Source organism: Pandoraea sp. ISTKB, from assembly GCF_001721285.1.
Classification (GTDB): Bacteria; Pseudomonadota; Gammaproteobacteria; order Burkholderiales; family Burkholderiaceae; genus Pandoraea; species Pandoraea capi.
The window spans coordinates 1-19,122 of record NZ_MAOS01000071.1 but is presented as its reverse complement, the minus strand read 5'-3'; the positions used below and the strand labels follow the sequence as shown (position 1 = coordinate 19,122).

Below are 19,122 nucleotides of genomic sequence, written 5' to 3'. Positions count from 1 at the left end.
GTTGGGTTTATGTCTGAGCGGCGGAAAGGGGCTCCGGCCCGTCAGGCGGGGGGTGTAATCCCGCACCACTAGCAGAAGAAAAAAGAAAAATACGTCGGCGCTACTGCGCCGGGGCCTCATGCTGGCAGCAATCCCGCGGCGCGATAGCTCTCGATGAGGTGATCGTAGACCGCGATATCCGAGCGGCTACGCGCGATCAGTTGTGCGCCGGCAATGGCGGCGTAGATAGCACGTGCTCTTCCTTCGCTCTGTTCAGGAGCGACGAGCGAGGCTTCGCGCAGCATGTGGGCGAGCCATGCCACGTTAACGTCGGCAAACGTCATCACTTCCCGCAGCACGATATCGGGCAGATCGTCCGACTCCGCAGCCATGAAGCTGCCGAGGCAGATGCGATTGTCGCGCTCCAGCGCCTTGCGAAACGTGCCGGGATATTGCCTGAGGCATTCGACGGGATCGCCGGACCGTGCGTAGATCGCATCCAGATTGGCGGCAGTATCTTCCCAGTAGCGTCGGGCGACGGCAGCGCCCAGATCGGCTTTGCTTTCGAAATGGTGATAGATGCTGGCGGCCTTGATGCCGACGGCGGAGGCGAGATCCCGGAAATTCAGGCCGTTGTACCCGTGGGCCTGAGCGATCTGGGTCGCGGCCAGCAGAATGCGTTCCTTCGAACTCAAGCCCGAATCGGTCGTCCCCACCATTTCCCTGAATACTCCGAAAGTTGAAAAGCCCATTGACGCCAGAGATTATACCCTCTATCGTTAACCTAACGAACGTTAGGTAGTTTCCATCAACACACTGCACAGAGGGCAGAGCATGAATCTCAAGAGCACCAGTTCCAACGACGAATCCTTGGCGGACATGGCGATTTACGATTTCCCGAGGGGGCCGTATCCGACGCGGGTGCGGATTGCCCTGGCGGAGAAGGCAATGGAGCCACGGGTGAAATTCGAACTCGTGGATCTCTACAAGGGCGATCACAAGCGACCGACGTTCATGGCGGAGAAGAATTACTCCGGCACCGTGCCCGTGCTCCAACTGCGCGATGGCACGTACATCGCGGAGTGCACGGCCATTACCGAATATCTCGACTGGCTGGACGGTACCCCGACATTGACGGGCAGTACGCCGTTGATCCGGGCGAAGATCCACATGATGAACAAGCGTGCTGAGCTGGAGTTGCTCGATCCGATCAGCGTTTATTTCCATCATGCGACGCCGGGGTTGGGGCCGGACGTGGAGCTGTACCAGAACGAGGAATGGGGCATTCGTCAGCGCGAGAAGGCCGAGCGGGGCATGCAGTACTTCAACGACGTCCTGGAAACGCAGGCCTATGTCGCGGGTGACGAATTCTCCATGGCGGATATCACGGTAATCGCGGGGTTGCTCTTCGCGTCCTACGTCAAAGTGGAGGTACCGCAGACCTGCACGGCGTTGAAGGCGTGGCATGAGCGAGTGATGGCGCGCCCGAGCGTGCGTCGCCAGCCGGCGTTTGCGGGGCAGTAAGCACCCAGGCGTTTGCTGTTATCGGATGAAGGTAATGGCGGGGGGGGAGATACGTGAACCAGCGCATGCCCGTCCCGCCGCAACAAGCGTGAATGCCGCGTGGGTGCAACGTGAGTGCCAATAAGCAAGCGGGGTAAACACACGCGCCACGGAGAAAAACCAACTCCTATACTCCAACCATCGCCGAAACACCGTCGTGGTGCATTTTTATCGTCACCAAAGGGTGCGGCGGGCGCGCATAACGGGTGCATCGGCGAGGCTGAAGAGGTGCCGCACCGAAATCGTGCGTGGTGAGTCAAAAAAGCGGAAAAACAGCTCGGGCATGGATATTGCTCGATCTCGACACAGCAATCTGCGGAGAAGCGTATGGTCGAGAGCTATAACGAGATGGCGAGCATCACGGGTGCGACTCGTTCGCACTACCGGCGGTTCGACGACTGGCTGAAATGCCAGCCCGACGATGTCTTGCACCATAAGCGAGCTGAGGCCGATCTGGCGTTCCGGCGCGTCGGCATCACATTTGCTGTCTACGGCAACGAAGCGGGAACCGAACGCCTCATCCCGTTCGATCTCATTCCGAGAATTATCCCCGCCCATGAATGGCAGACCTTGCAGACCGGTCTGCGGCAGCGCGTCGAAGCGCTGAACAAATTCATCCACGACGTCTATCACGACCAGAATATCCTGCGCGCGGGCGTCATTCCAGCGGAGCAGGTGCTGAAGAATGCGCAGTATCGCCCCGAGATGCAGGGCGTCGACGTGCCGGGCGACATCTACTCGCACATCGCCGGTGTCGACGTCGTTCGGGCAGGTACCGGGGACGACGGCGTGTTCTACGTGCTGGAGGACAACCTGAGAGTGCCGTCCGGCGTCTCGTACATGCTGGAAAACCGCAAGATGATGATGCGGTTGTTTCCCGAGCTGTTCGCGAGAAACCGCATCGCGCCGGTCGAACATTATCCCGATCTGTTGCTGGACAGCTTGCGGGCCGTGGCCCCGATGGGGGTCGACGATCCTACGGTCGTCGTCATGACCCCGGGCATCTACAACTCGGCGTACTTCGAACACGCGTTCCTTGCCCAGCAAATGGGGATCGAACTCGTGGAGGGGCAGGACCTCTTCGTCGAAGACAACCTCGTCTACATGCGTACTACCAACGGTCCCAAGCGGGTCGACGTCATTTATCGCCGCATCGACGACGACTTCCTCGACCCGCTGGCGTTTCGCGCCGACTCGACGCTGGGCGTGCCCGGATTGCTGAGCGTCTACCGGGCAGGGCGCGTGACGCTCGCCAACGCCATCGGGACCGGCGTGGCGGACGACAAGTCCATCTACCCGTTCGTGCCCGACATGATCGAGTTCTACCTCGGAGAGAAACCCATCCTGAACAACGTGCCGACGTATCAGTGCCGTCGTGCCGAAGACCTTGCCTACACGCTCGACAACCTCGGCGAGCTGGTCGTCAAGGAAGTCCATGGGGCGGGCGGATACGGCATGCTGGTCGGGCCGGCGTCCACCAAGGCCGAAATCGAAGCGTTCCGGCAACGGCTGATTGCCAAACCCGACGGCTACATCGCACAACCCACGTTGGCCCTCTCCGCGTGCCCGACTTTCGTCGACGCCGGTATCGCGCCGCGCCACATCGACCTGCGGCCGTTCGTGCTGTCGTCGGGCAAGGGCGTGACCATGGTGCCGGGGGGTCTCACGCGCGTGGCGCTCACCGAAGGGTCGCTCGTCGTCAATTCCTCGCAGGGCGGGGGGACGAAAGACACCTGGGTCCTCGAGAAGTAAGCGGCGTTCGCCAGAGACAGAAGACAACTTATCGGGAAGAGATCATGCTCAGCCGTACCGCCGACCACCTGTTCTGGATGGCTCGCTATATGGAGCGGGCCGAGAACACCGCGCGCCTGCTCGACGTCAACCTGCAAAACCTGTTGCTGCCGCAAGACGCCATCGACAACCTCGACGACGAAGACGACACCGACATGGCGCACGCCCTTGCCGGCGGCATCGACAACGAAGCCGGGTGGCGCGCCACGTTGCGTATCTCCGAGCTGGAGCCGGCGTTCAACCGCAAGCACGCACGTGCCACGCGTGCGAACGTGCTCGACTTCGTGGTGCGCGATCGCGACAACCCGTCGAGCATCGCCTGCTGTCTGGCCGCCGCCCGCGAGAACGCGCGTGCCGTGCGTGGCACCCTGACGACCGAACTGTGGGAGACCGTCAACAGCACCTGGCTGGAATTCCCGCGCATGCTCGACCTGCTGGAGCGCGATCCGGCGCATCTGTTCGAGTGGGTCAAGGTGCGCTCGCACCTCTCGCGCGGCGTGAGCTTCGGTACGCTGTTCCAGGACGATGCGTTCTACTTCACGCGTCTGGGGCTCTTCCTGGAGCGTGCCGACAACACGGCACGGATTCTCGACGTGCGCTTTCACGAAGCGGTGCGTGCCGACAAGGCCGGGCCGGACGCCTCGCACCCCACGGACTTCTACTACTGGTCCGCCGTGCTGCGCAGCGTGTCGGGGTTCGAGATCTATCGCAAGGTCTACCGTGACGTGATCACGCCGGAGCGTGTCGTCGAACTGCTCATGCTCAACGCCCACATGCCGCGCTCGTTGCTGGCCTCGCTCAACGGCGTGTGCGAAAACCTCGCCACGCTCTCCAATGCACAGTCCGGCGACGTCGAGCGTTATGCCGGCAAGCTTCAGGCAGACCTCAAATACGCCGACATCCAGCAGATACAGCAGCAAGGCCTGCACCCCGTCCTGACCGAGTTTCTCGAGCGCGTGTCCGTGCTCGGCAACAAGATCAGCCAGACATTCCTGATCCCGCTCGCCGCCTGATGCCATGCGCCTGATCATCCGTCACGAGACCACCTACCGCTACGACACGCCGGTGCGCTACACCATCCAGCAGCTTCGGCTGACGCCGACGGCGTCGGAAGTGCAACGCATCGTGCACTGGCGGTTGAGTGCGCCGGGCAAGCTCAGCGCCGCACGCGACGCGTTCGGTAACGACATGCATACGCTGGTGCTGCACCAGCCGCACGACGAGATTCATCTGCTCGCCGAGGGGGAGGTCGAGACCACGCCGCTCGTCGACGGCAAGCTCGGCGAGACGAGTCACGCCGTACCAGTGTTATGCTTCGCCAGCCCAACGCCGCTCACCGGGCGCAGCGACGGGATCGATGCGCTGGCCGCCGACGCCGGGGTGACCACGCCGGGCGACCTGCTCGCGCTGGCGGCCGCCATTTGCGAACAGGTCGACTACGAGTCGGGGATCACCGCCGTGACCAGCACCGCCGCGCAGGCGCTGACGCTGGGGCGGGGCGTCTGCCAGGACCACGCGCATCTGATGCTGGCCGTGTGCCGGGCGCGCGGTGTACCCGCGCGATATGTCAGTGGGTACATCGATCCGGGCGACGTGCCGCATGCGGCAAGCCACGCGTGGGTCGACGTGTGGGTGGATGGCAGCGGTTGGGTGAGTATCGACGTCACCCACGCCTGCTTTGCCAGCGGCAACTACTGTCGTCTGGCGGTCGGCCGCGATTACGAGTCGGCGGCGCCCGTCAGAGGCATGCGCAGCGGCGGGGCGAGCGAGGCGTTGCACGTATCGGTGAGTGTCGATACCGTGCCGCCGGACCAACAACAATAGCTTTTCGCGTGACGAGGCGGCGTGCCTCACACGGCAAGACAGGAACGACATGACGTATTGCGTGGCCATGAAGCTCGATGCCGGGCTGGTCTTTCTCTCCGACACCCGTACCAATGCGGGGGTCGATCACGTGAGCACCTTCCGCAAGATGCTCGTCTTCGAGCGTCCGGGCGAACGTGTGATCGTGCTGCTCTCCGCTGGGAATCTCGCGCTCACGCAAGCCGTGCGTCAGCAGCTTGTGGATGCCCGCGATACCGAGACGCTGTGGACGGCCAAATCCATGGGCGACGTGGCGCGCGTGGTCGGACAAGCGATCCGCGACGTCTACGCGCGCGACGCCAAATCGCTCGAAGCCTTCGGCGTCGACTTCAATTGCAGCTTCTTGCTCGGCGGGCAGATCGCCGGGGGAAGGAGTCGCCTGTTCCAGTTGTATTCGGCAGGCAACTTCATCGAAGCGTCGTCCGTCAATCCGTACTTCCAGATTGGTGAGTCGAAGTACGGCAAACCGATCATCGACCGGCTCGTGACGCCCGCGACGTCCCTCGACGACGGCGCCAAGTGCGCGCTCATCTCGATGGATTCGACGCTGCGCTCCAACGTGTCCGTCGGCTTGCCGCTCGACTTGCTCGTCTACGAAGAGGACAGCCTGCGCGTGACGCGCTTCGCCTCGCTCGACGACGAGAACGTCTACTACAAGATGATTCACGATACGTGGGGCTCGCGCCTGCGTCAGGTGTTCGACGAACTGCCTGAGCCGCAGTGGGCGACGAGCAGCGTGGTGAGCGTGCCGGCATCGCTGCCGCCGCGCGCCGAGCCGCCCGAAGGCATGCCCGGTGCGGACGAAGCGGGCAGCCTTCAGTCACTGGCACAAACGGTGTCGCTCAAGATACCGTCCTGATCGGACGATGCGAGACGGGCGGCATTGCGCCGCCCTGAGCGTCAGGCGTGGCTGTGCACGCGATGCTGCTTGCGGTACAGCCATGCGCTGACCGCGAGCGTGACCGCTTCCGTGGCTAGCAGGGTGTACCAGATGGCGTCGCCGCCAAGCAGCGCATCGAGCAGCCAGAGAATGCCTAGCAGCAGAATCCAGCTACGCAGCATTGCGATGGCAGCCGATGGCCCCGGCGCTTCGACGGCGGTCAGGTAACCGGCCACGATCAGATTGCCGGCGGCGGGCAAGAACGCCAGTGCATACCAGAGCACCGCATGCTCCAGAATCGACCATGCTTCGCCGCCTGCCGGCAGGAACAGGAACGTGAGCGGGCGCGCCAGTGTGGCCATGGCGACCGCGACGAGCAATGAGAAGCCCATCACCGCGATCACGCCCAGACGGAACGATCCCTGAAGCGCCTTCACGTCGCCCGCGCCGCGGTAGAAGCTGATCATCGGCTGCATGCTTTGCACCAGCGCGACCATCGTGACCGTGGCGCCGAGCGTCATGTACTCGAGAATTGCATACGCCGCGAGACCGGGCTCACCGAAGTTCGTCAGAATCACGCGGTTGAAGACGAACACCGTCACCGCTGGTGCGATCGCGCCGAGAAACTCCGACGCGCCGTTGTACATCGCCCGCCACACATGGGTTTCCCCGTTGCCGAACGCGCGGCGCGCGGGCACGACCTGCTTCGCCAGCACGAAGTGATAGGCGAGCATGACGCTGCTCGACACCATCATCGACAATCCTGTCGCCAGCGATGCGCCGTACATCCCCATCCCGCGAACGACGATAAACCAGTAATCGAGCCCCACGTTGGCGAGTGCACCGAGGAACATCGCGTACAACCCGAAACGGGCAGCCGGTGCACCCTCGACGCGCAGGAACAACTCCATGGCGTAAAGACCGTTGGCGAACAGCACGAACCAGCCCCAGCCGGACAGATAGGCCACGACGTCCGCAGTGATCGCGCCTTGCGCCCCGAGCGCCGCAGCGATCTCGTGCTTGAAGACGAGCACGCCGATGCTCATTGCGATACCCGCCGCGAGCATGACCCACAGCACTTGCGAAAACGCGCGCTGCGCTTCGCTGACCCGTTGTTCACCAAGCAGACGGGCGATGAGCGTGGCGCCGCCCACGCCGACCATCACGCTGATGGCATACGGTACGTAGAGCAGCGGCACGACCAGGTTCAGCGCGGCCAGCGCCTGCTGGCCGACGTAGCGGCCGATGAAGATCCCGTCGATCAGCGTATAGATCGTGTAGACCCAGCCGGAAAGGATCGTCGGAATTGCGAGCGAGGTGAACTCTTTAAGCAGGGACGTCCTTGCGCCCTGCGAGGTGTTGCATGAATTGGTAGACGTGGAAAGAGACATGGTCCCCCCGATGACTTCGCACCGCGTCGTGTCGGGACGCGGCTCACCGTGGCTTGCACATCAAAGACTTCAGAGACTTCGGAATGGGGGAGTGTTGTCGCTCACGCGCAAGCGATGGCGTAAGCGCTCCGCCCCGCAACGACATCGCCCCTTACCGGAGGCAAGGAGGACGCCAGCGAGGCAGTCAGACGGACGGAGGGAACATCGCCTGGTGCAGGTGCACCCAGACGACGCCTTGTCGGGAATCGGAAAACAGGAGGAAATTCATAGGGTCTCGCACTTGACGCGCCTGCTTTGGAGGCATCGCGCCGGTCGTTTGACGTCGTGGGAAGGTGTCGCCGGTATCGGCGTCGTGGTTCTCGCGAAAACGTCACGCCCGGACTGCCGGGCGCTAGAGACAGACCGATGGCAGGCGCAGGAGTTCCCCTGCATAAAAAAGGGGCGCCTAAGCGCCCCAACATGGGTCCAGCAAGAAAGTCTGTGAACGTCGGCGCTGCCCTGTTACTGCTGCGCGCCGCCGTTGAACCACGCGGCGATCTTCTGACGTTCTTCGTCAGTCATTTGCGTCACGTTGCCCAGCGGCATCGACTTGAGCGCCACGGATTGCTGATAGATCCGTTGGGCGTTCTGCGAAATTTCCGCGGGTGTGTCGAGCATCACCCCGGCCGGTGCGCTGCCCATCATGGTCGGCTTGGCCGAGTGACAGGTGGCGCAACGTTGTGTGAGGATCGGCTGGATCTCCGAGAGCTTCACGGCCGGTGCAGCGGCCTCACCGTGCGCACCGGCAGCCGGTGCCGGCGCGGGCTTCGGTGCGGCGAACACGGCAACGCCGGCGAGCAGGGCGGCGCCGGCCACGGGCAGGGCGTACAGATTCTTGCCCGCGTGACGCAGCACGAAGAACTGACGAATCATCGCGCCTGCGGCCATGATGATCGTGAGGATCACCCAGTTGTACGGATTGCTGTACGTGAACGCGTAGTGGTTGCTGATCATGATGAACACGACCGGCAGCGTGAAATACGTGTTGTGCACCGAGCGTTGCTTGCCGAGCTTGCCCCAGATCGGGTTCGGGACTTCGCCTTTCGACAGGGCCTCCACGCTCTTGCGCTGTCCCGGAATGATCCAGAAGAACACGTTGGCCGACATCGACGTGGCCATCATCGCCCCTACGATCAGGAACGCGGCACGACCGGCGAAGATATGCGTGGTGGCGTATGTGGCAGCGACCACGAACAGGGCCACGGCGACACCCAGCACGCGTTCGTTCTTGCCCAGTGCGCGGCACAGGAAGTCGTAGACGAACCAGCCGCCGATCAGGAATGCCACCGCGAGGCCTACGGCCTGATTCGGTTGCAGGTCCATCACGTTCTTGTCGATGAGGTACGTCTGCGGTTGCAGCAGATACAGCACGCAGAACAGGGCGAAGCCCGACAGCCACGTGGTGTACGACTTCCACTTGGACCAGTGCAGGTCTTCCGGCATCTGCGGCGGCGAGTTCAGGTACTTCTGCGCGTGGTAGAAACCACCGCCGTGCACCGACCACATTTCGCCGAACACACCCTTTTGTTTGTCTTCGGCTGCCTTGGGCGGCTTCAGACCGTTGTCCAGCATCACGAAATAGAACGACTCGCCAATCCAGGCAATGGCCGCGACCACATGCAGCCAGCGCAGCAACAGATTGACCCAGTCGGTAATAAACGCTTCCATCTTATGTTCTCCTCAACTGCCTGACATTCACGTTCGCGATTTAGCTACCGCGATACGTAGAAAAGCTCCACGGCGACACCAGAAGGGGCACGTGGTAATGCTGCGAAGGCGCCGCGATGCCAAAACGCAGCACCACGCGATCGACGAAGCGCGGCGTGGGTACGTCAACGCCTTGCGCGGCAAAGTAATCGCCGGCGTGGAACACGAGTTCGTATTCGCCCGCGACGAATTCCTCGCCTTCGAGCAACGGCTTGTCGCAACGGCCGTCGGCATTGGTCTGCACGTCGCGCAGCGAACGGCGCTCGCCGTCCACACGCCACAACTCGACACGGATGCCCGCGCCGGGTTTGCCGTGCGATGTATCTAGTACGTGGGTAGTCAGTCGTCCCATGATGTCTCCTGTGATGGATGGGTGCATTGTAGGGAGATGGCGGCGGGGCAACGCGCGCAATAACAAAGATAAAAACGCGCACATACCCTGTCACGTCAGACAAAAAGGTAATGCGCATCAATATGGCATGCCGACGTCTTCAGCGTATGTCGTATGCACCGGAAATGGGATTTTTTGGACCACTATTTGATTCCGTTATCCCGGATATAACGCCAATCGTATGAAGTGTTATCGCGACAGGAGACGACTCGCCCGGAAAGCCCAATGGCGACGTGCATGCTTGGGGAAAACCCGAGACGCAAGATAAGCATTCATGCATACGTTCCATGAAAAAAACACTATAGCCCCGGGTGGTCTTGCCGCAAAAGGCGTCGACCTGCACCATTGAGTCACCCTAAAAATAGACATCAAACAGCCCCCCGAGGGACGGAGACGCAATGAGTGTGACAACCAATGCCGTGGATCCGGTCGACGAGCGACTGCCGATCGGAAAATTGTTCATGCTGGGCCTGCAACATGTTTTGGTGATGTACGCAGGGGCGGTGGCCGTGCCGCTCATCATTGGCGGTGCCCTCGGGCTGCCGAAGGATCAGATTGCGTTCCTGATTTCGGCCGATCTGATGTGCTGCGGTATCGCCACGCTGATTCAAAGTGTTGGTGTGGGCCGTTTCGGGATTCGCATGCCTGTCATCATGGCCGTGACGTTCGCGGCCGTCGGTCCGATGCTCGCCATCGGCACCAATCCCTCCCTCGGGCTACCCGGTATCTTCGGGGCGACGATCGCGTCGGGCATCATCGGCACGCTGATCGCGCCGCTCGTCGGCAAGCTGCTGCGCTTCTTCCCGCCGATCGTGACGGGTATCGTCATTACGTCCATCGGTCTGACGATCATCGGCGTGGGCATCAACTGGGCGGCCGGCGGCGTGGGCAACCCCGACTACGGCGATCCGGTCTACCTCGGCGTGTCGTTCGCGGTGCTCATCTTCATCTTGCTGGTCACGCGTTTCGTGAAGGGCTTCTTCTCGAATATCGCCGTGCTGCTCGGCATTCTGTTCGGTTTCGCGATCGCGCTGATGCTGCACAAGGTGAGTTTCGACGGCCTCGACCAGGTGAAATGGTTCGATATCGTGCTGCCGTTCCATTTCGGCATGCCGGTGTTCGATCCGTGGGCCATCGTCACGCTCACCATCGTGATTCTGATTACCTTCATCGAATCGACGGGCATGTTCCTGGCGCTGGGCGAGATCGTCGGCAAGCCGGTCGACGAGAAGGCGCTGGTGGCAGGCTTGCGTGTCGATGGTGTGGCGACGGTGATCGGTGGCCTGTTCAACACCTTCCCGCACACGTCGTTCTCGCAGAACATCGGTCTTGTCGGCGTGACCGGCGTGAAGAGCCGCTGGGTGTGTGCCGCTGCCGGTGTCATCTTGCTGGTGTTCGGCCTGATTCCGAAGATGTCGGTGGTCGTAGCCTCCATTCCGCAGTTCGTACTGGGCGGCGCCGGTGTGGTCATGTTCGGCATGGTGCTCGCCACGGGCATCAAGATCCTGTCCAAGGTCGACTACTCGCATAACCGCTACAACCTGTATATCGTAGCGATCAGCATCGGTATGGCGATGATTCCGGTGGCGTCGAACAAGTTCTTCGCGAAGATGCCGGAGCAGCTCGCGCCGTTGCTGCATAGCGGGATTCTGCTCGCCACGCTGTCGGCCGTGATTCTGAACGCCTACTTCAATGGCTTCAAAGCCCCGGCGGTCGATGGCCATGGCGAGAAGAACGGTTCGGGCATGGGGCTGGAGGCGCACTGATGAAAACGCTGCTCGTCAAGAATGCCGAGGTGCTCGTCACGATGGACGCCGGTCGGCGCGAGATCGCGCGCGGTGGGCTGTACGTGGAGGACAACCGGATCGTGGCCGTCGGCACCAGTGATACGCTGCCGTCGACGGCGGACGAGGTGCTCGATCTCAGCGGCCACGTCGTCATTCCCGGTCTGGTCAACACGCATCACCATATGTACCAGAGCCTCACGCGCGCCATTCCGGCCGCGCAGGACGGCGAACTCTTCAATTGGCTGACGAACCTCTACCCGGTGTGGGCGAACCTCACGCCCGAGATGATTCGCGTCTCGACGAAGACCGCGATGGCCGAGCTGCTACTCTCGGGATGCACGACGTCGAGCGACCATCTCTATATCTACCCGAACGGCTGCAAGCTGGACGACAGTATCGAAGCGGCCGCTGAGATCGGCATGCGGTTTCACGCGAGCCGGGGGAGCATGAGCGTCGGTCAGAGTCAGGGCGGACTGCCGCCCGATCGCGTGGTCGAGCGCGAGGCGGACATTCTCAAGGACACGCAGCGACTCATCGAGACGTATCACGATGCAGGCCGCTACGCGATGCTGCGCGTGGTTGTTGCGCCTTGCTCGCCGTTCTCGGTGAGCCGCGATTTGATGCGCGAGTCGGCGGACATGGCACGTCACTTCGGCGTGTCGCTGCACACCCATCTGGCGGAGAACGTCAACGACATCGCGTACAGCCGCGAGAAGTTCGGCATGACGCCTGCCGAGTACGCGCAGGATCTGGGGTGGGTCGGTCATGACGTCTGGCACGCCCACTGCGTTCAACTGGACGACGCCGGGATCGCGCTCTTCGCGAAGACGGGCACCGGCGTGGCGCATTGCCCGTGCTCGAACATGCGGCTGGCCTCGGGCATCGCGCCGATTCGCCGCATGCGCGACGCCGGCGTGCCGGTCGGGCTCGGCGTAGACGGTTCGGCATCGAACGACGCCGCCAGCATGATCAACGAAGCGCGTCAGGCCTTGCTGCTGCAACGCGTGGGCTTCGGCCCGAGCGCCATGACGGCGCGAGAGGCATTGGAGATCGCCACCGTGGGCGGCGCGCGGGTGCTGGGGCGTGACGACATCGGCGTGCTTGCCGAAGGGATGGCGGCCGATTTCGTGGCGTTCGACACGCGGGGTGTTGGCATGGCGGGTGGTCTGCACGACCCGGTGGCGGCGCTCGTCTTCTGCAATCCTGGACAAGCTGCGTACAGCGTGGTGAACGGACGGGTGGTGGTGCGCGAAGGGCGTCTGGAGACGCTCGACCTGCCGTCGCTCGTCACGCGTCACAACGCGCTGGCGCGGCAACTGGCCGAGGCTTCCCGATAAGGCGTTGCCACTCCGGCCGCATATTCATGGTGTGCGGCCGAGCGTGGCAATGGGCAGGCGGGAAGTCGGGGGTGGCGCTCCTGTGCATGGGGAGCGCTGCCATGCGGTTCGGCGGGGCGGTGGGGGCCGCTCCGCCGGTAAAACCGGCGGCGGACGATATAAGGTCGTTGAAGCCGACGAATTACGGCAGCGTGCGGGATTCCAGCAGCGTGCGCGTCGCGTCGGAGATCACACTGCGCAGCCAGCGCACTTCGTCCGAGTAGTGCGTGCGTTCGTGCCACAACTGGTAATACTGCATCGGCGGGAAGTCGATGGGCGCTTCGAGGACCGTGAGCGGCAGGAATTCCGCGTAATGGTCGGCAAACAGGCGCGTCGTCGTAAAAATCAAATCGGATTTCAGCAACACGTACGGCGCGAGGTTGAAGTACGGAATCGTCACGACCACGTTGCGCTTGAGACGCTCGCGCGCGAGGTGCATGTCGATGGCGCCGCGTTGTGCGACGGAGTAGGGCGTGGGCGCGAGGTGCGGGCTGCCAAGATACTGTTCCAGCGTCAGGCCGCGTTTCGCATACGGATGCGTATTGCGCACCAGACACACGATCTGGTCGACGAAAAGATTCGAGAGGTGGAGCTGCTCGGGCGGCTCGGGCCAGTTGCCGATCACGATGTCGACCTTGCCGTCTTCGAGCGCATGCTCGTAATCGAATGCCGGTCCGAGCGAATGCAGTTCCAACTGCGCATTGGGCGCTTGCTGACGGAAGCGCTCCACGACCGTCGGCACGAACAGCGTATTCAGATAGTCAGGCGAGCCAATGCGAAAGGTGCGTACCGTCGTGGCCGGGTCGAAATTCGATTGCTGCACCGTAATGCGCTCGATTTCGCGCAGCGCGTTCTGTGTCGGCTCCAGCAGCGATTGACCGTACTCCGTGGGCACCATGCCCGATTTACCGCGCACCAGCAGGGGATCGCCGGTGATGTCGCGCAAACGACGCAGCGCCGCGCTGATGGCCGGCTGCGATTGATTCAGTTTGACGGCCGCACGCGTCACACTGCGCTCGATCAACAGGGTATGAAGAACGCGCAGCAAATAAGTGTCAATCGGTTCGCGGTTTTGGCTCATGAGAAATATAACGATCCGAATATGTCGGACCCTGTAGTGCATAAGTAAATCATTATGAAGGACAAGGTCGCACGGCTCTATAGCGGAAAGCCCCTATCACCAAAATAGACGCTTGTCGTTCGTTTGTCGTGAGTCAGGTGGCCTTAGATGCCGTGTTATTGACACACGCTCGACATTTCTCCGCGAATTGGGTATTTTCGGACCGCCCCATCCACAACCCGGCGCAACTCGGGGCATCTCAGATCTCTTTAACTCCGCCCGTGACCCTTTCCATGCAAGCGACGCCACGTCTGGCGCTGACCGGCATCACCAAACGCTATCCGAGCGTGGTGGCCAACGACGACATCGCGTTGAACGTATTACCCGGCGAGATTCACGCCGTACTCGGCGAGAACGGGGCAGGCAAGAGCACGTTGATGAAGATCATCTACGGTGCCGTACGCCCTGACGCCGGAGACATCCGCTGGGAAGGACAGCCGGTGAGCATCGACAGTCCGGCGGCGGCGCGCAAGCTCGGCATCGGCATGGTGTTCCAGCATTTCTCGTTGTTCGAGACGTTGACGGTCACGGAGAACATCTCGCTCGCACTCGACGACGCCGGTCACGATTTGAAGGCGCTCTCTCATCGTATTCGCGAGGTGTCGACGCAATACGGGCTGGAAGTGGACCCGGCGCGTCATGTACACAGCTTGTCCGTCGGCGAGCGTCAGCGCGTGGAGATCGTGCGCTGTCTGTTACAGAACCCACGCCTGCTCATCATGGACGAGCCGACGTCGGTGCTCACGCCGCAGGCTGTGCAGAAACTCTTCACGACATTGCGCCGCCTTGCCGCCGAAGGGTGCAGCATCGTCTATATCAGTCACAAGCTCGACGAAATCCGCGATCTCTGCGACCGCGCGACTGTGCTGCGCGGCGGCCGTGTCTCGGGGCACGCCGTGCCTCGCGAGGAAACGGCTGAGACGCTCGCGCAGATGATGATCGGGCGGGCACTGCCGCAGATCGAGCGTCGCGCCCATCAGCCGGGCGACGTGCTGTTGTCGCTGCGCCAGTTGTCGATGACGAGTGACGATCCGTTCGGCACCTCGCTGCATGACATCAATCTCGACGTGCATGCGGGGGAGATCGTCGGCATTGCCGGGGTCTCCGGCAATGGTCAGGCTGAGCTGCTGGCCGCGCTTTCCGGCGAGATGCGCGCGCCGCATGCCGACGCCATTGCGCTGAACGACCGTTCCGTGGGGCGCATGGGGGCGGCCACGCGCCGGCGTCTCGGACTGGCGTTCGTGCCGGAAGAGCGTCTGGGGCGCGGCGCGGTGCCCAGCATGTCGCTCACGGACAATGCATTGCTCGGCGCGTCCGGCACGGCACATCTCGGGCTGCTGCGCGGCGGATGGATTCGTCGCGGCACGCTACGCAAGTTCGCCTCGCTCTGCATCGAGCGCTTCAACGTGAAGGCCGGCGGGCCGGAAGCGGCGGCGCAGAGCCTCTCAGGCGGCAATTTGCAGAAATTCATCGTCGGACGCGAAATCCTGCAAGAGCCGCGCGTGCTGGTCGTGGCGCAGCCGACGTGGGGCGTGGATGTCGGGGCGGCCGCTTTCATCCGTCAGCAACTGCTGGACTTGTCGGCGCGTGGCGTCGCGGTGCTGGTGCTGTCCGAAGAGCTTGACGAACTGTTCGAGATTTGCGATCGGATCACGGTGCTGGCACAGGGGCGTCTATCGCCCGTGCGCAAGCCCGAGCAGACCGACGCGCGCGAGATCGGCCTGTGGATGGCGGGGATGTTCCCCGGCGGCCCCGGCGAGCGCGCGGCCTGAATCACCTGTCATTGGGGCAGCGCCGGGCGATGACGCCCACACCGCACGCACCGACGCCGTCACCGTAACGTTTTCATCGATTTCCAGACACCATGTTCGACTTCACGCTTGAGCCTCGGCCGAGTCCTTCGCGCACCATGCGGCTTGCCATGCCGCTCGTGGCCACGCTCATTACGCTCGCCGGCGGCGTGCTCATCTTCAGCTTCCTCGGCAAGAACCCTGCACAGGCGATGGCTGCGTTCTTTCTGGCCCCGATCAGTAGTCTGAACGGCTGGTCGGAGTTGCTGCTCAAGGCCTCGCCGTTGTGTCTGATCGCGCTGGGGCTCGCCATCGGCTATCGCGCCAACGTCTGGAACATCGGCGCGGAGGGGCAACTGCTGCTCGGCGGGATTTTCGCCTCGGGCGTCGCCATCCATTTCGACGGTCATGGCGGCCCGTGGCTGCTGCCGTTGATGATGGCCGCCGGGGCGCTCGGCGGCATGCTGTGGGCAGCCATCCCGGCGCTGCTGCGCGTGCGTTTCAACGCCAACGAGATTCTGGTGAGCCTGATGCTCACGTATGTCGCTACGCAACTGCTGATCTATCTGGTGAGCGGGCCGTGGCAAGACCCGCATGGGATGAACTTCCCGCAGTCGATCAACTTCAGCCGCGACGCCTTGTTCCCGCGCTTCTTCGGCGACTGGCACTGGGCGGCGTGGCGGGGCACACGTCTTAACGCGTCGGTCTTCATGGCGGTGATCGCCGTGCCTGCCGCATGGTGCTTCATGCGCAAGAGCTTCGCGGGCTATCGGATGGAAGTGGGCGGGCTGGCACCGCTCGCGGCACGCTATGCCGGTTACTCCGAGCCGCGCGCCGTCTGGCTGGCGCTGCTGATCGGCGGGGCCGCCGCCGGGCTGGCGGGCACTGGCGAGGTGGCCGGGCCGGTCGGTCAATTGCAGGCGACGTGGGCGCCCGGATACGGCTTCACGGCGATCATCGTGGCGTTCGTCGGCCGTCTGCATCCGGTGGGCATCGTGCTGGCGAGCCTGCTCATGGCGCTGCTGTATCTGGGCGGTGAAGCAGTGCAGACATCGCTGCAACTGCCCAAGGCCATCAGCGGCGTGTTCCAGGGGTTGCTGCTGTTCAGCCTGCTGGGCTGCGATGTTTTCGTGAACTACCGCTTGCGTCGTCGCGCCCGTGCGCTGACGCGAGACGCCTGAGGAGCGCGGCATGGACTGGATCAATCTGCTCACGCCGCTGGCCGCAAGTGCCGTGATTGCGGCCATCCCGCTGATGCTCGCCGCCCTCGGTGAACTGGTGACCGAGAAGTCCGGGGTGCTCAACCTCGGCGTGGAGGGCACGATGCTCATGGGGGCCATCGGTGCATTTGCCATCACCGTGCAGACGGGGAGCCTGTGGCTCGGCGTACTCGCGGGCGTAGCGGCAGGCGTCGTCATGTCGGCCATCTTCGCGTGGCTCACGCTCTCGCTCATGGCCAATCAGGTCGCCACGGGGCTGGCGCTCACGATCTTCGGCATTGGGCTGTCGGCCTACGTCGGTCGTCCGTACACCGACGCCACGATCCCGATGCTGCGCGACGTGCCGATTCCGGGGCTGTCGTCGATTCCGGTGCTGGGACCGTCGATTTTCTCGCTCAACCCGCTGGGCTACCTCTCGGTTGCGCTGCTCGCGGCGATCGCATGGTTCCTGTATCGCTCGCGTGCCGGGCTGGTGCTGCGCTCGATCGGGGAGGCGCCTTCCGTGGCGCATGCCATCGGCTATCCGGTGGTGCGCATCCGTTATCTCGCGACGCTGTTCGGCGGCGCGATGTCGGGACTGGCCGGCGCGTATTACTCCGTGGGCTATCTGCGTCTGTGGCAGGAGAACCTGACGGCGGGACGCGGCTGGATCGCACTGGCGCTGGTGGTGTTTGCCACATGGCGACCGGGGCGCACGGCGCTCGGCGCGCTGCTGTTCGGCGTCGTCATGGCGCTGCAATTTCAGGCGCAGGCGATGGGCATCCGTATCCCGTCGCAAGCGCTGGCAAGCCTGCCGTATCTCGCGACCATCGTCGTGCTGGTGGTCATTTCGCGCAATCGTCAGACGATTCGCCTGAATGCGCCGGCGTCGCTTGGCAAGCCGTTCTTTGCGGGATCTTGAGCGGGATAACGGTTTCCGACGGTACAAGAATTCAACTGAAACAATCGATGACGAGGAGAGAATCGATGCGACGTAAAGTCCTGATCACGATGGCAAGCCTGGCAGCCGCCATGCTGGTTTCCGCCTGCGGCAAGCAGGAGAACACGACGGCGAACGCGCCTGCGGCGGCGTCCGATGCGCAAGCGTCGGCGGCCCCGGCCGGCAAGGGCCCGATGGGTGTGGCGTTCGTCTACATCGGCAACCCGGGCGATGCCGGCTGGACCTACGCCCACGAACAGGGCGCGAAGGCTGTCGAAGCGAAGTACGGCGACAAGGTCACGGTGACCCGCGTGGAGAACGTGCCGGAAGGCGCCGACTCGGAGCGCGTGTTCCGCGATCTGGCGAGCAAGGGCAACAAGCTCGTCTTCGGTACGTCGTTCGGTTACATGGACTCGATGGTCAAGACGGCCGCCGACTTCCCGGACGTGACGTTCGAGCACGCCACGGGCTTCAAGTCGGCGCCGAACCTCGGTACGTACGACGTCCGCACGTATGAAGGCGCGCATCTGGCCGGTGTGGTCGGCGGGCATGTGACGAAGTCGAACGTGATCGGCTATGTGGCGTCGGTGCCGATTCCCGAAGTGATCCGCAATATCGATGCGTTCACCATCGCCGCACGCGAAGTCAATCCGAAGGTCAAGGTGAAGGTCGTCTGGATCAATAGCTGGTTCGATCCGGGCAAGGAGCGTCAGGCAGCCGAATCGCTCGTGGGGCAGGGCGCTGACGTGCTGATGCAGAACGTCGACTCGGCCGTCGTCATGCAAGTGGCGGAAGAGAAGAAGATTCACGCTTTCGGCTGGGATTCCGACATGAGCAAGTTCGGCCCGAACGCGCATCTTGCCTCGGCGGCCATCGACTGGAGCAAGTACTACATCCGCACGGTCGACGAAGTCATGCAGGGGACGTGGAAGAACACGCCGGTCTGGGGCGGCATCAAGGAAGACGAGATCAACCTCGTCGCCATCAACGATAAGGCGGTGCCGGAAGCGGCGCGCAAGGCCGTGGCGGCGCGTCACGATGCCATTCGCGACGGCAAGTACGACCCGTTCACCGGTCCGATCAAGGGGCAGGACGGCAAGGAAATCGTGCCTGCCGGCAAGACCATGAACGACGACGAGAAACACCAGATCAACTGGTTCGTGGAAGGTGTCGAGGGCTCGTTGCCCAAGCAGTAAGGGGCGACGGGGGCGCGCTGCCGCCCGAAGCGATTCGGTGCGGCCCGGTGTGGCCCTGTGCGGCAATGCGCTGAGGAAGAACCGCCGGTATTGACCGGCGGTTTTTTTAT

The 19,122-nt window shown here is 63.0% G+C and carries 16 protein-coding genes; 11 read left to right on the top strand and 5 right to left on the bottom strand.

What is annotated here, in order from left to right; translation table 11 throughout:
• Nucleotides 1–116 precede the first annotated feature (116 nt).
• Nucleotides 117–698, bottom strand: coding sequence for a TetR/AcrR family transcriptional regulator (locus A9762_RS23870; protein WP_069344479.1), 582 nt, complete (start codon nt 696–698; stop codon nt 117–119).
• A 115-nt stretch (nt 699–813) separates the two neighbouring features.
• Between A9762_RS23870 and A9762_RS23865 the strand changes: the two genes are divergently transcribed.
• The 5 genes from A9762_RS23865 (at nt 814) to A9762_RS23845 (ending at nt 6,055) form a co-directional block, all read left to right on the top strand.
• Entirely contained in the window at nt 814–1,503 is a 690-nt protein-coding gene (locus tag A9762_RS23865) for a glutathione S-transferase (RefSeq protein ID WP_069344478.1), read from the top strand.
• A 366-nt stretch (nt 1,504–1,869) separates the two neighbouring features.
• Nucleotides 1,870–3,294: a circularly permuted type 2 ATP-grasp protein gene (locus tag A9762_RS23860; protein ID WP_069344477.1), complete on the top strand. Its 1,425-nt coding sequence runs from the start codon at nt 1,870–1,872 to the stop codon at nt 3,292–3,294.
• 44 nt (nt 3,295–3,338) lie between these two features.
• Complete coding sequence (locus A9762_RS23855; RefSeq protein ID WP_069344476.1) at nt 3,339–4,346, top strand: alpha-E domain-containing protein; 1,008 nt, start codon at nt 3,339–3,341, stop codon at nt 4,344–4,346.
• 4 nt (nt 4,347–4,350) lie between these two features.
• Nucleotides 4,351–5,157, top strand: coding sequence for a transglutaminase family protein (locus A9762_RS23850; RefSeq protein WP_069344475.1), 807 nt, complete (start codon nt 4,351–4,353; stop codon nt 5,155–5,157).
• A 49-nt stretch (nt 5,158–5,206) separates the two neighbouring features.
• Nucleotides 5,207–6,055, top strand: a complete 849-nt coding sequence (locus A9762_RS23845) for a proteasome-type protease (protein ID WP_069344474.1) — start codon at nt 5,207–5,209, stop codon at nt 6,053–6,055.
• Between the two features lie 41 nt (nt 6,056–6,096).
• Here A9762_RS23845 and A9762_RS23840 read toward each other — a convergent pair whose 3' ends face one another.
• From A9762_RS23840 to uraH, 3 genes are all read right to left on the bottom strand, one after another.
• Nucleotides 6,097–7,467, bottom strand: a complete 1,371-nt coding sequence (locus tag A9762_RS23840) for an MATE family efflux transporter (protein WP_069344473.1) — start codon at nt 7,465–7,467, stop codon at nt 6,097–6,099.
• 501 nt (nt 7,468–7,968) lie between these two features.
• Nucleotides 7,969–9,174, bottom strand: coding sequence for a urate hydroxylase PuuD (locus tag A9762_RS23835; RefSeq protein ID WP_069344472.1), 1,206 nt, complete (start codon nt 9,172–9,174; stop codon nt 7,969–7,971).
• Between the two features lie 40 nt (nt 9,175–9,214).
• On the bottom strand, nt 9,215–9,565 hold the full coding sequence (uraH, locus tag A9762_RS23830) for a hydroxyisourate hydrolase (RefSeq protein WP_069344471.1): 351 nt from the start codon (nt 9,563–9,565) through the stop codon (nt 9,215–9,217).
• 443 nt (nt 9,566–10,008) lie between these two features.
• Between uraH and A9762_RS23825 the strand changes: the two genes are divergently transcribed.
• Both A9762_RS23825 and A9762_RS23820 read left to right on the top strand, forming a co-directional pair.
• Nucleotides 10,009–11,370: a nucleobase:cation symporter-2 family protein gene (locus A9762_RS23825; RefSeq protein WP_305778320.1), complete on the top strand. Its 1,362-nt coding sequence runs from the start codon at nt 10,009–10,011 to the stop codon at nt 11,368–11,370.
• Complete coding sequence (locus tag A9762_RS23820) at nt 11,370–12,728, top strand: 8-oxoguanine deaminase (protein ID WP_069344469.1); 1,359 nt, start codon at nt 11,370–11,372, stop codon at nt 12,726–12,728. The genes A9762_RS23825 and A9762_RS23820 overlap by 1 nt, the downstream gene beginning before the upstream one ends.
• Nucleotides 12,729–12,909: 181 nt before the next feature.
• On the opposite strand, the gene A9762_RS23815 is transcribed toward A9762_RS23820, so the two are convergent.
• Nucleotides 12,910–13,848: a LysR substrate-binding domain-containing protein gene (locus A9762_RS23815; protein ID WP_069344468.1), complete on the bottom strand. Its 939-nt coding sequence runs from the start codon at nt 13,846–13,848 to the stop codon at nt 12,910–12,912.
• A 272-nt stretch (nt 13,849–14,120) separates the two neighbouring features.
• Here A9762_RS23815 and A9762_RS23810 point away from each other — a divergent pair, with 272 nt between their 5' ends.
• The 4 genes from A9762_RS23810 to A9762_RS23795 all read left to right on the top strand — a co-directional run bounded on the left by A9762_RS23810 (nt 14,121) and on the right by A9762_RS23795 (nt 19,012).
• The gene (locus tag A9762_RS23810; RefSeq protein ID WP_083254239.1) at nt 14,121–15,659 is read left to right on the top strand and encodes an ABC transporter ATP-binding protein; all 1,539 of its coding nucleotides are present in this window, start codon (nt 14,121–14,123) and stop codon (nt 15,657–15,659) included.
• 92 nt (nt 15,660–15,751) lie between these two features.
• Entirely contained in the window at nt 15,752–16,858 is a 1,107-nt protein-coding gene (locus A9762_RS23805) for an ABC transporter permease (RefSeq protein WP_069344467.1), read from the top strand.
• Nucleotides 16,859–16,868: 10 nt separating this feature from the next.
• Nucleotides 16,869–17,798, top strand: coding sequence for an ABC transporter permease (locus A9762_RS23800; protein WP_069344466.1), 930 nt, complete (start codon nt 16,869–16,871; stop codon nt 17,796–17,798).
• A gap of 65 nt (nt 17,799–17,863) precedes the next feature.
• A complete protein-coding gene (locus A9762_RS23795) occupies nt 17,864–19,012 on the top strand; it encodes a BMP family ABC transporter substrate-binding protein (RefSeq protein WP_069344465.1) in 1,149 nt (382 codons plus the stop codon).
• Nucleotides 19,013–19,122 lie beyond the last annotated feature (110 nt).

Bases quoted from the DNA above. Each gene is read 5' to 3' on its own strand.
- A9762_RS23850 (WP_069344475.1), top strand. From the start codon at position 4,351: ATGCGCCTGATCATCCGTCACGAGACCACCTACCGCTACGACACGCCG.
- A9762_RS23810 (WP_083254239.1), top strand. From the start codon at position 14,121: ATGCAAGCGACGCCACGTCTGGCGCTGACCGGCATCACCAAACGCTAT.
- A9762_RS23840 (WP_069344473.1), bottom strand. From the start codon at position 7,467: ATGTCTCTTTCCACGTCTACCAATTCATGCAACACCTCGCAGGGCGCA.
- A9762_RS23865 (WP_069344478.1), top strand. From the start codon at position 814: ATGAATCTCAAGAGCACCAGTTCCAACGACGAATCCTTGGCGGACATG.
- A9762_RS23800 (WP_069344466.1), top strand. From the start codon at position 16,869: ATGGACTGGATCAATCTGCTCACGCCGCTGGCCGCAAGTGCCGTGATT.
- A9762_RS23845 (WP_069344474.1), top strand. From the start codon at position 5,207: ATGACGTATTGCGTGGCCATGAAGCTCGATGCCGGGCTGGTCTTTCTC.
- A9762_RS23835 (WP_069344472.1), bottom strand. From the start codon at position 9,174: ATGGAAGCGTTTATTACCGACTGGGTCAATCTGTTGCTGCGCTGGCTG.
- A9762_RS23805 (WP_069344467.1), top strand. From the start codon at position 15,752: ATGTTCGACTTCACGCTTGAGCCTCGGCCGAGTCCTTCGCGCACCATG.
- A9762_RS23860 (WP_069344477.1), top strand. From the start codon at position 1,870: ATGGTCGAGAGCTATAACGAGATGGCGAGCATCACGGGTGCGACTCGT.
- A9762_RS23855 (WP_069344476.1), top strand. From the start codon at position 3,339: ATGCTCAGCCGTACCGCCGACCACCTGTTCTGGATGGCTCGCTATATG.
- uraH (WP_069344471.1), bottom strand. From the start codon at position 9,565: ATGGGACGACTGACTACCCACGTACTAGATACATCGCACGGCAAACCC.
- A9762_RS23870 (WP_069344479.1), bottom strand. From the start codon at position 698: ATGGTGGGGACGACCGATTCGGGCTTGAGTTCGAAGGAACGCATTCTG.
- A9762_RS23815 (WP_069344468.1), bottom strand. From the start codon at position 13,848: ATGAGCCAAAACCGCGAACCGATTGACACTTATTTGCTGCGCGTTCTT.
- A9762_RS23795 (WP_069344465.1), top strand. From the start codon at position 17,864: ATGCGACGTAAAGTCCTGATCACGATGGCAAGCCTGGCAGCCGCCATG.
- A9762_RS23820 (WP_069344469.1), top strand. From the start codon at position 11,370: ATGAAAACGCTGCTCGTCAAGAATGCCGAGGTGCTCGTCACGATGGAC.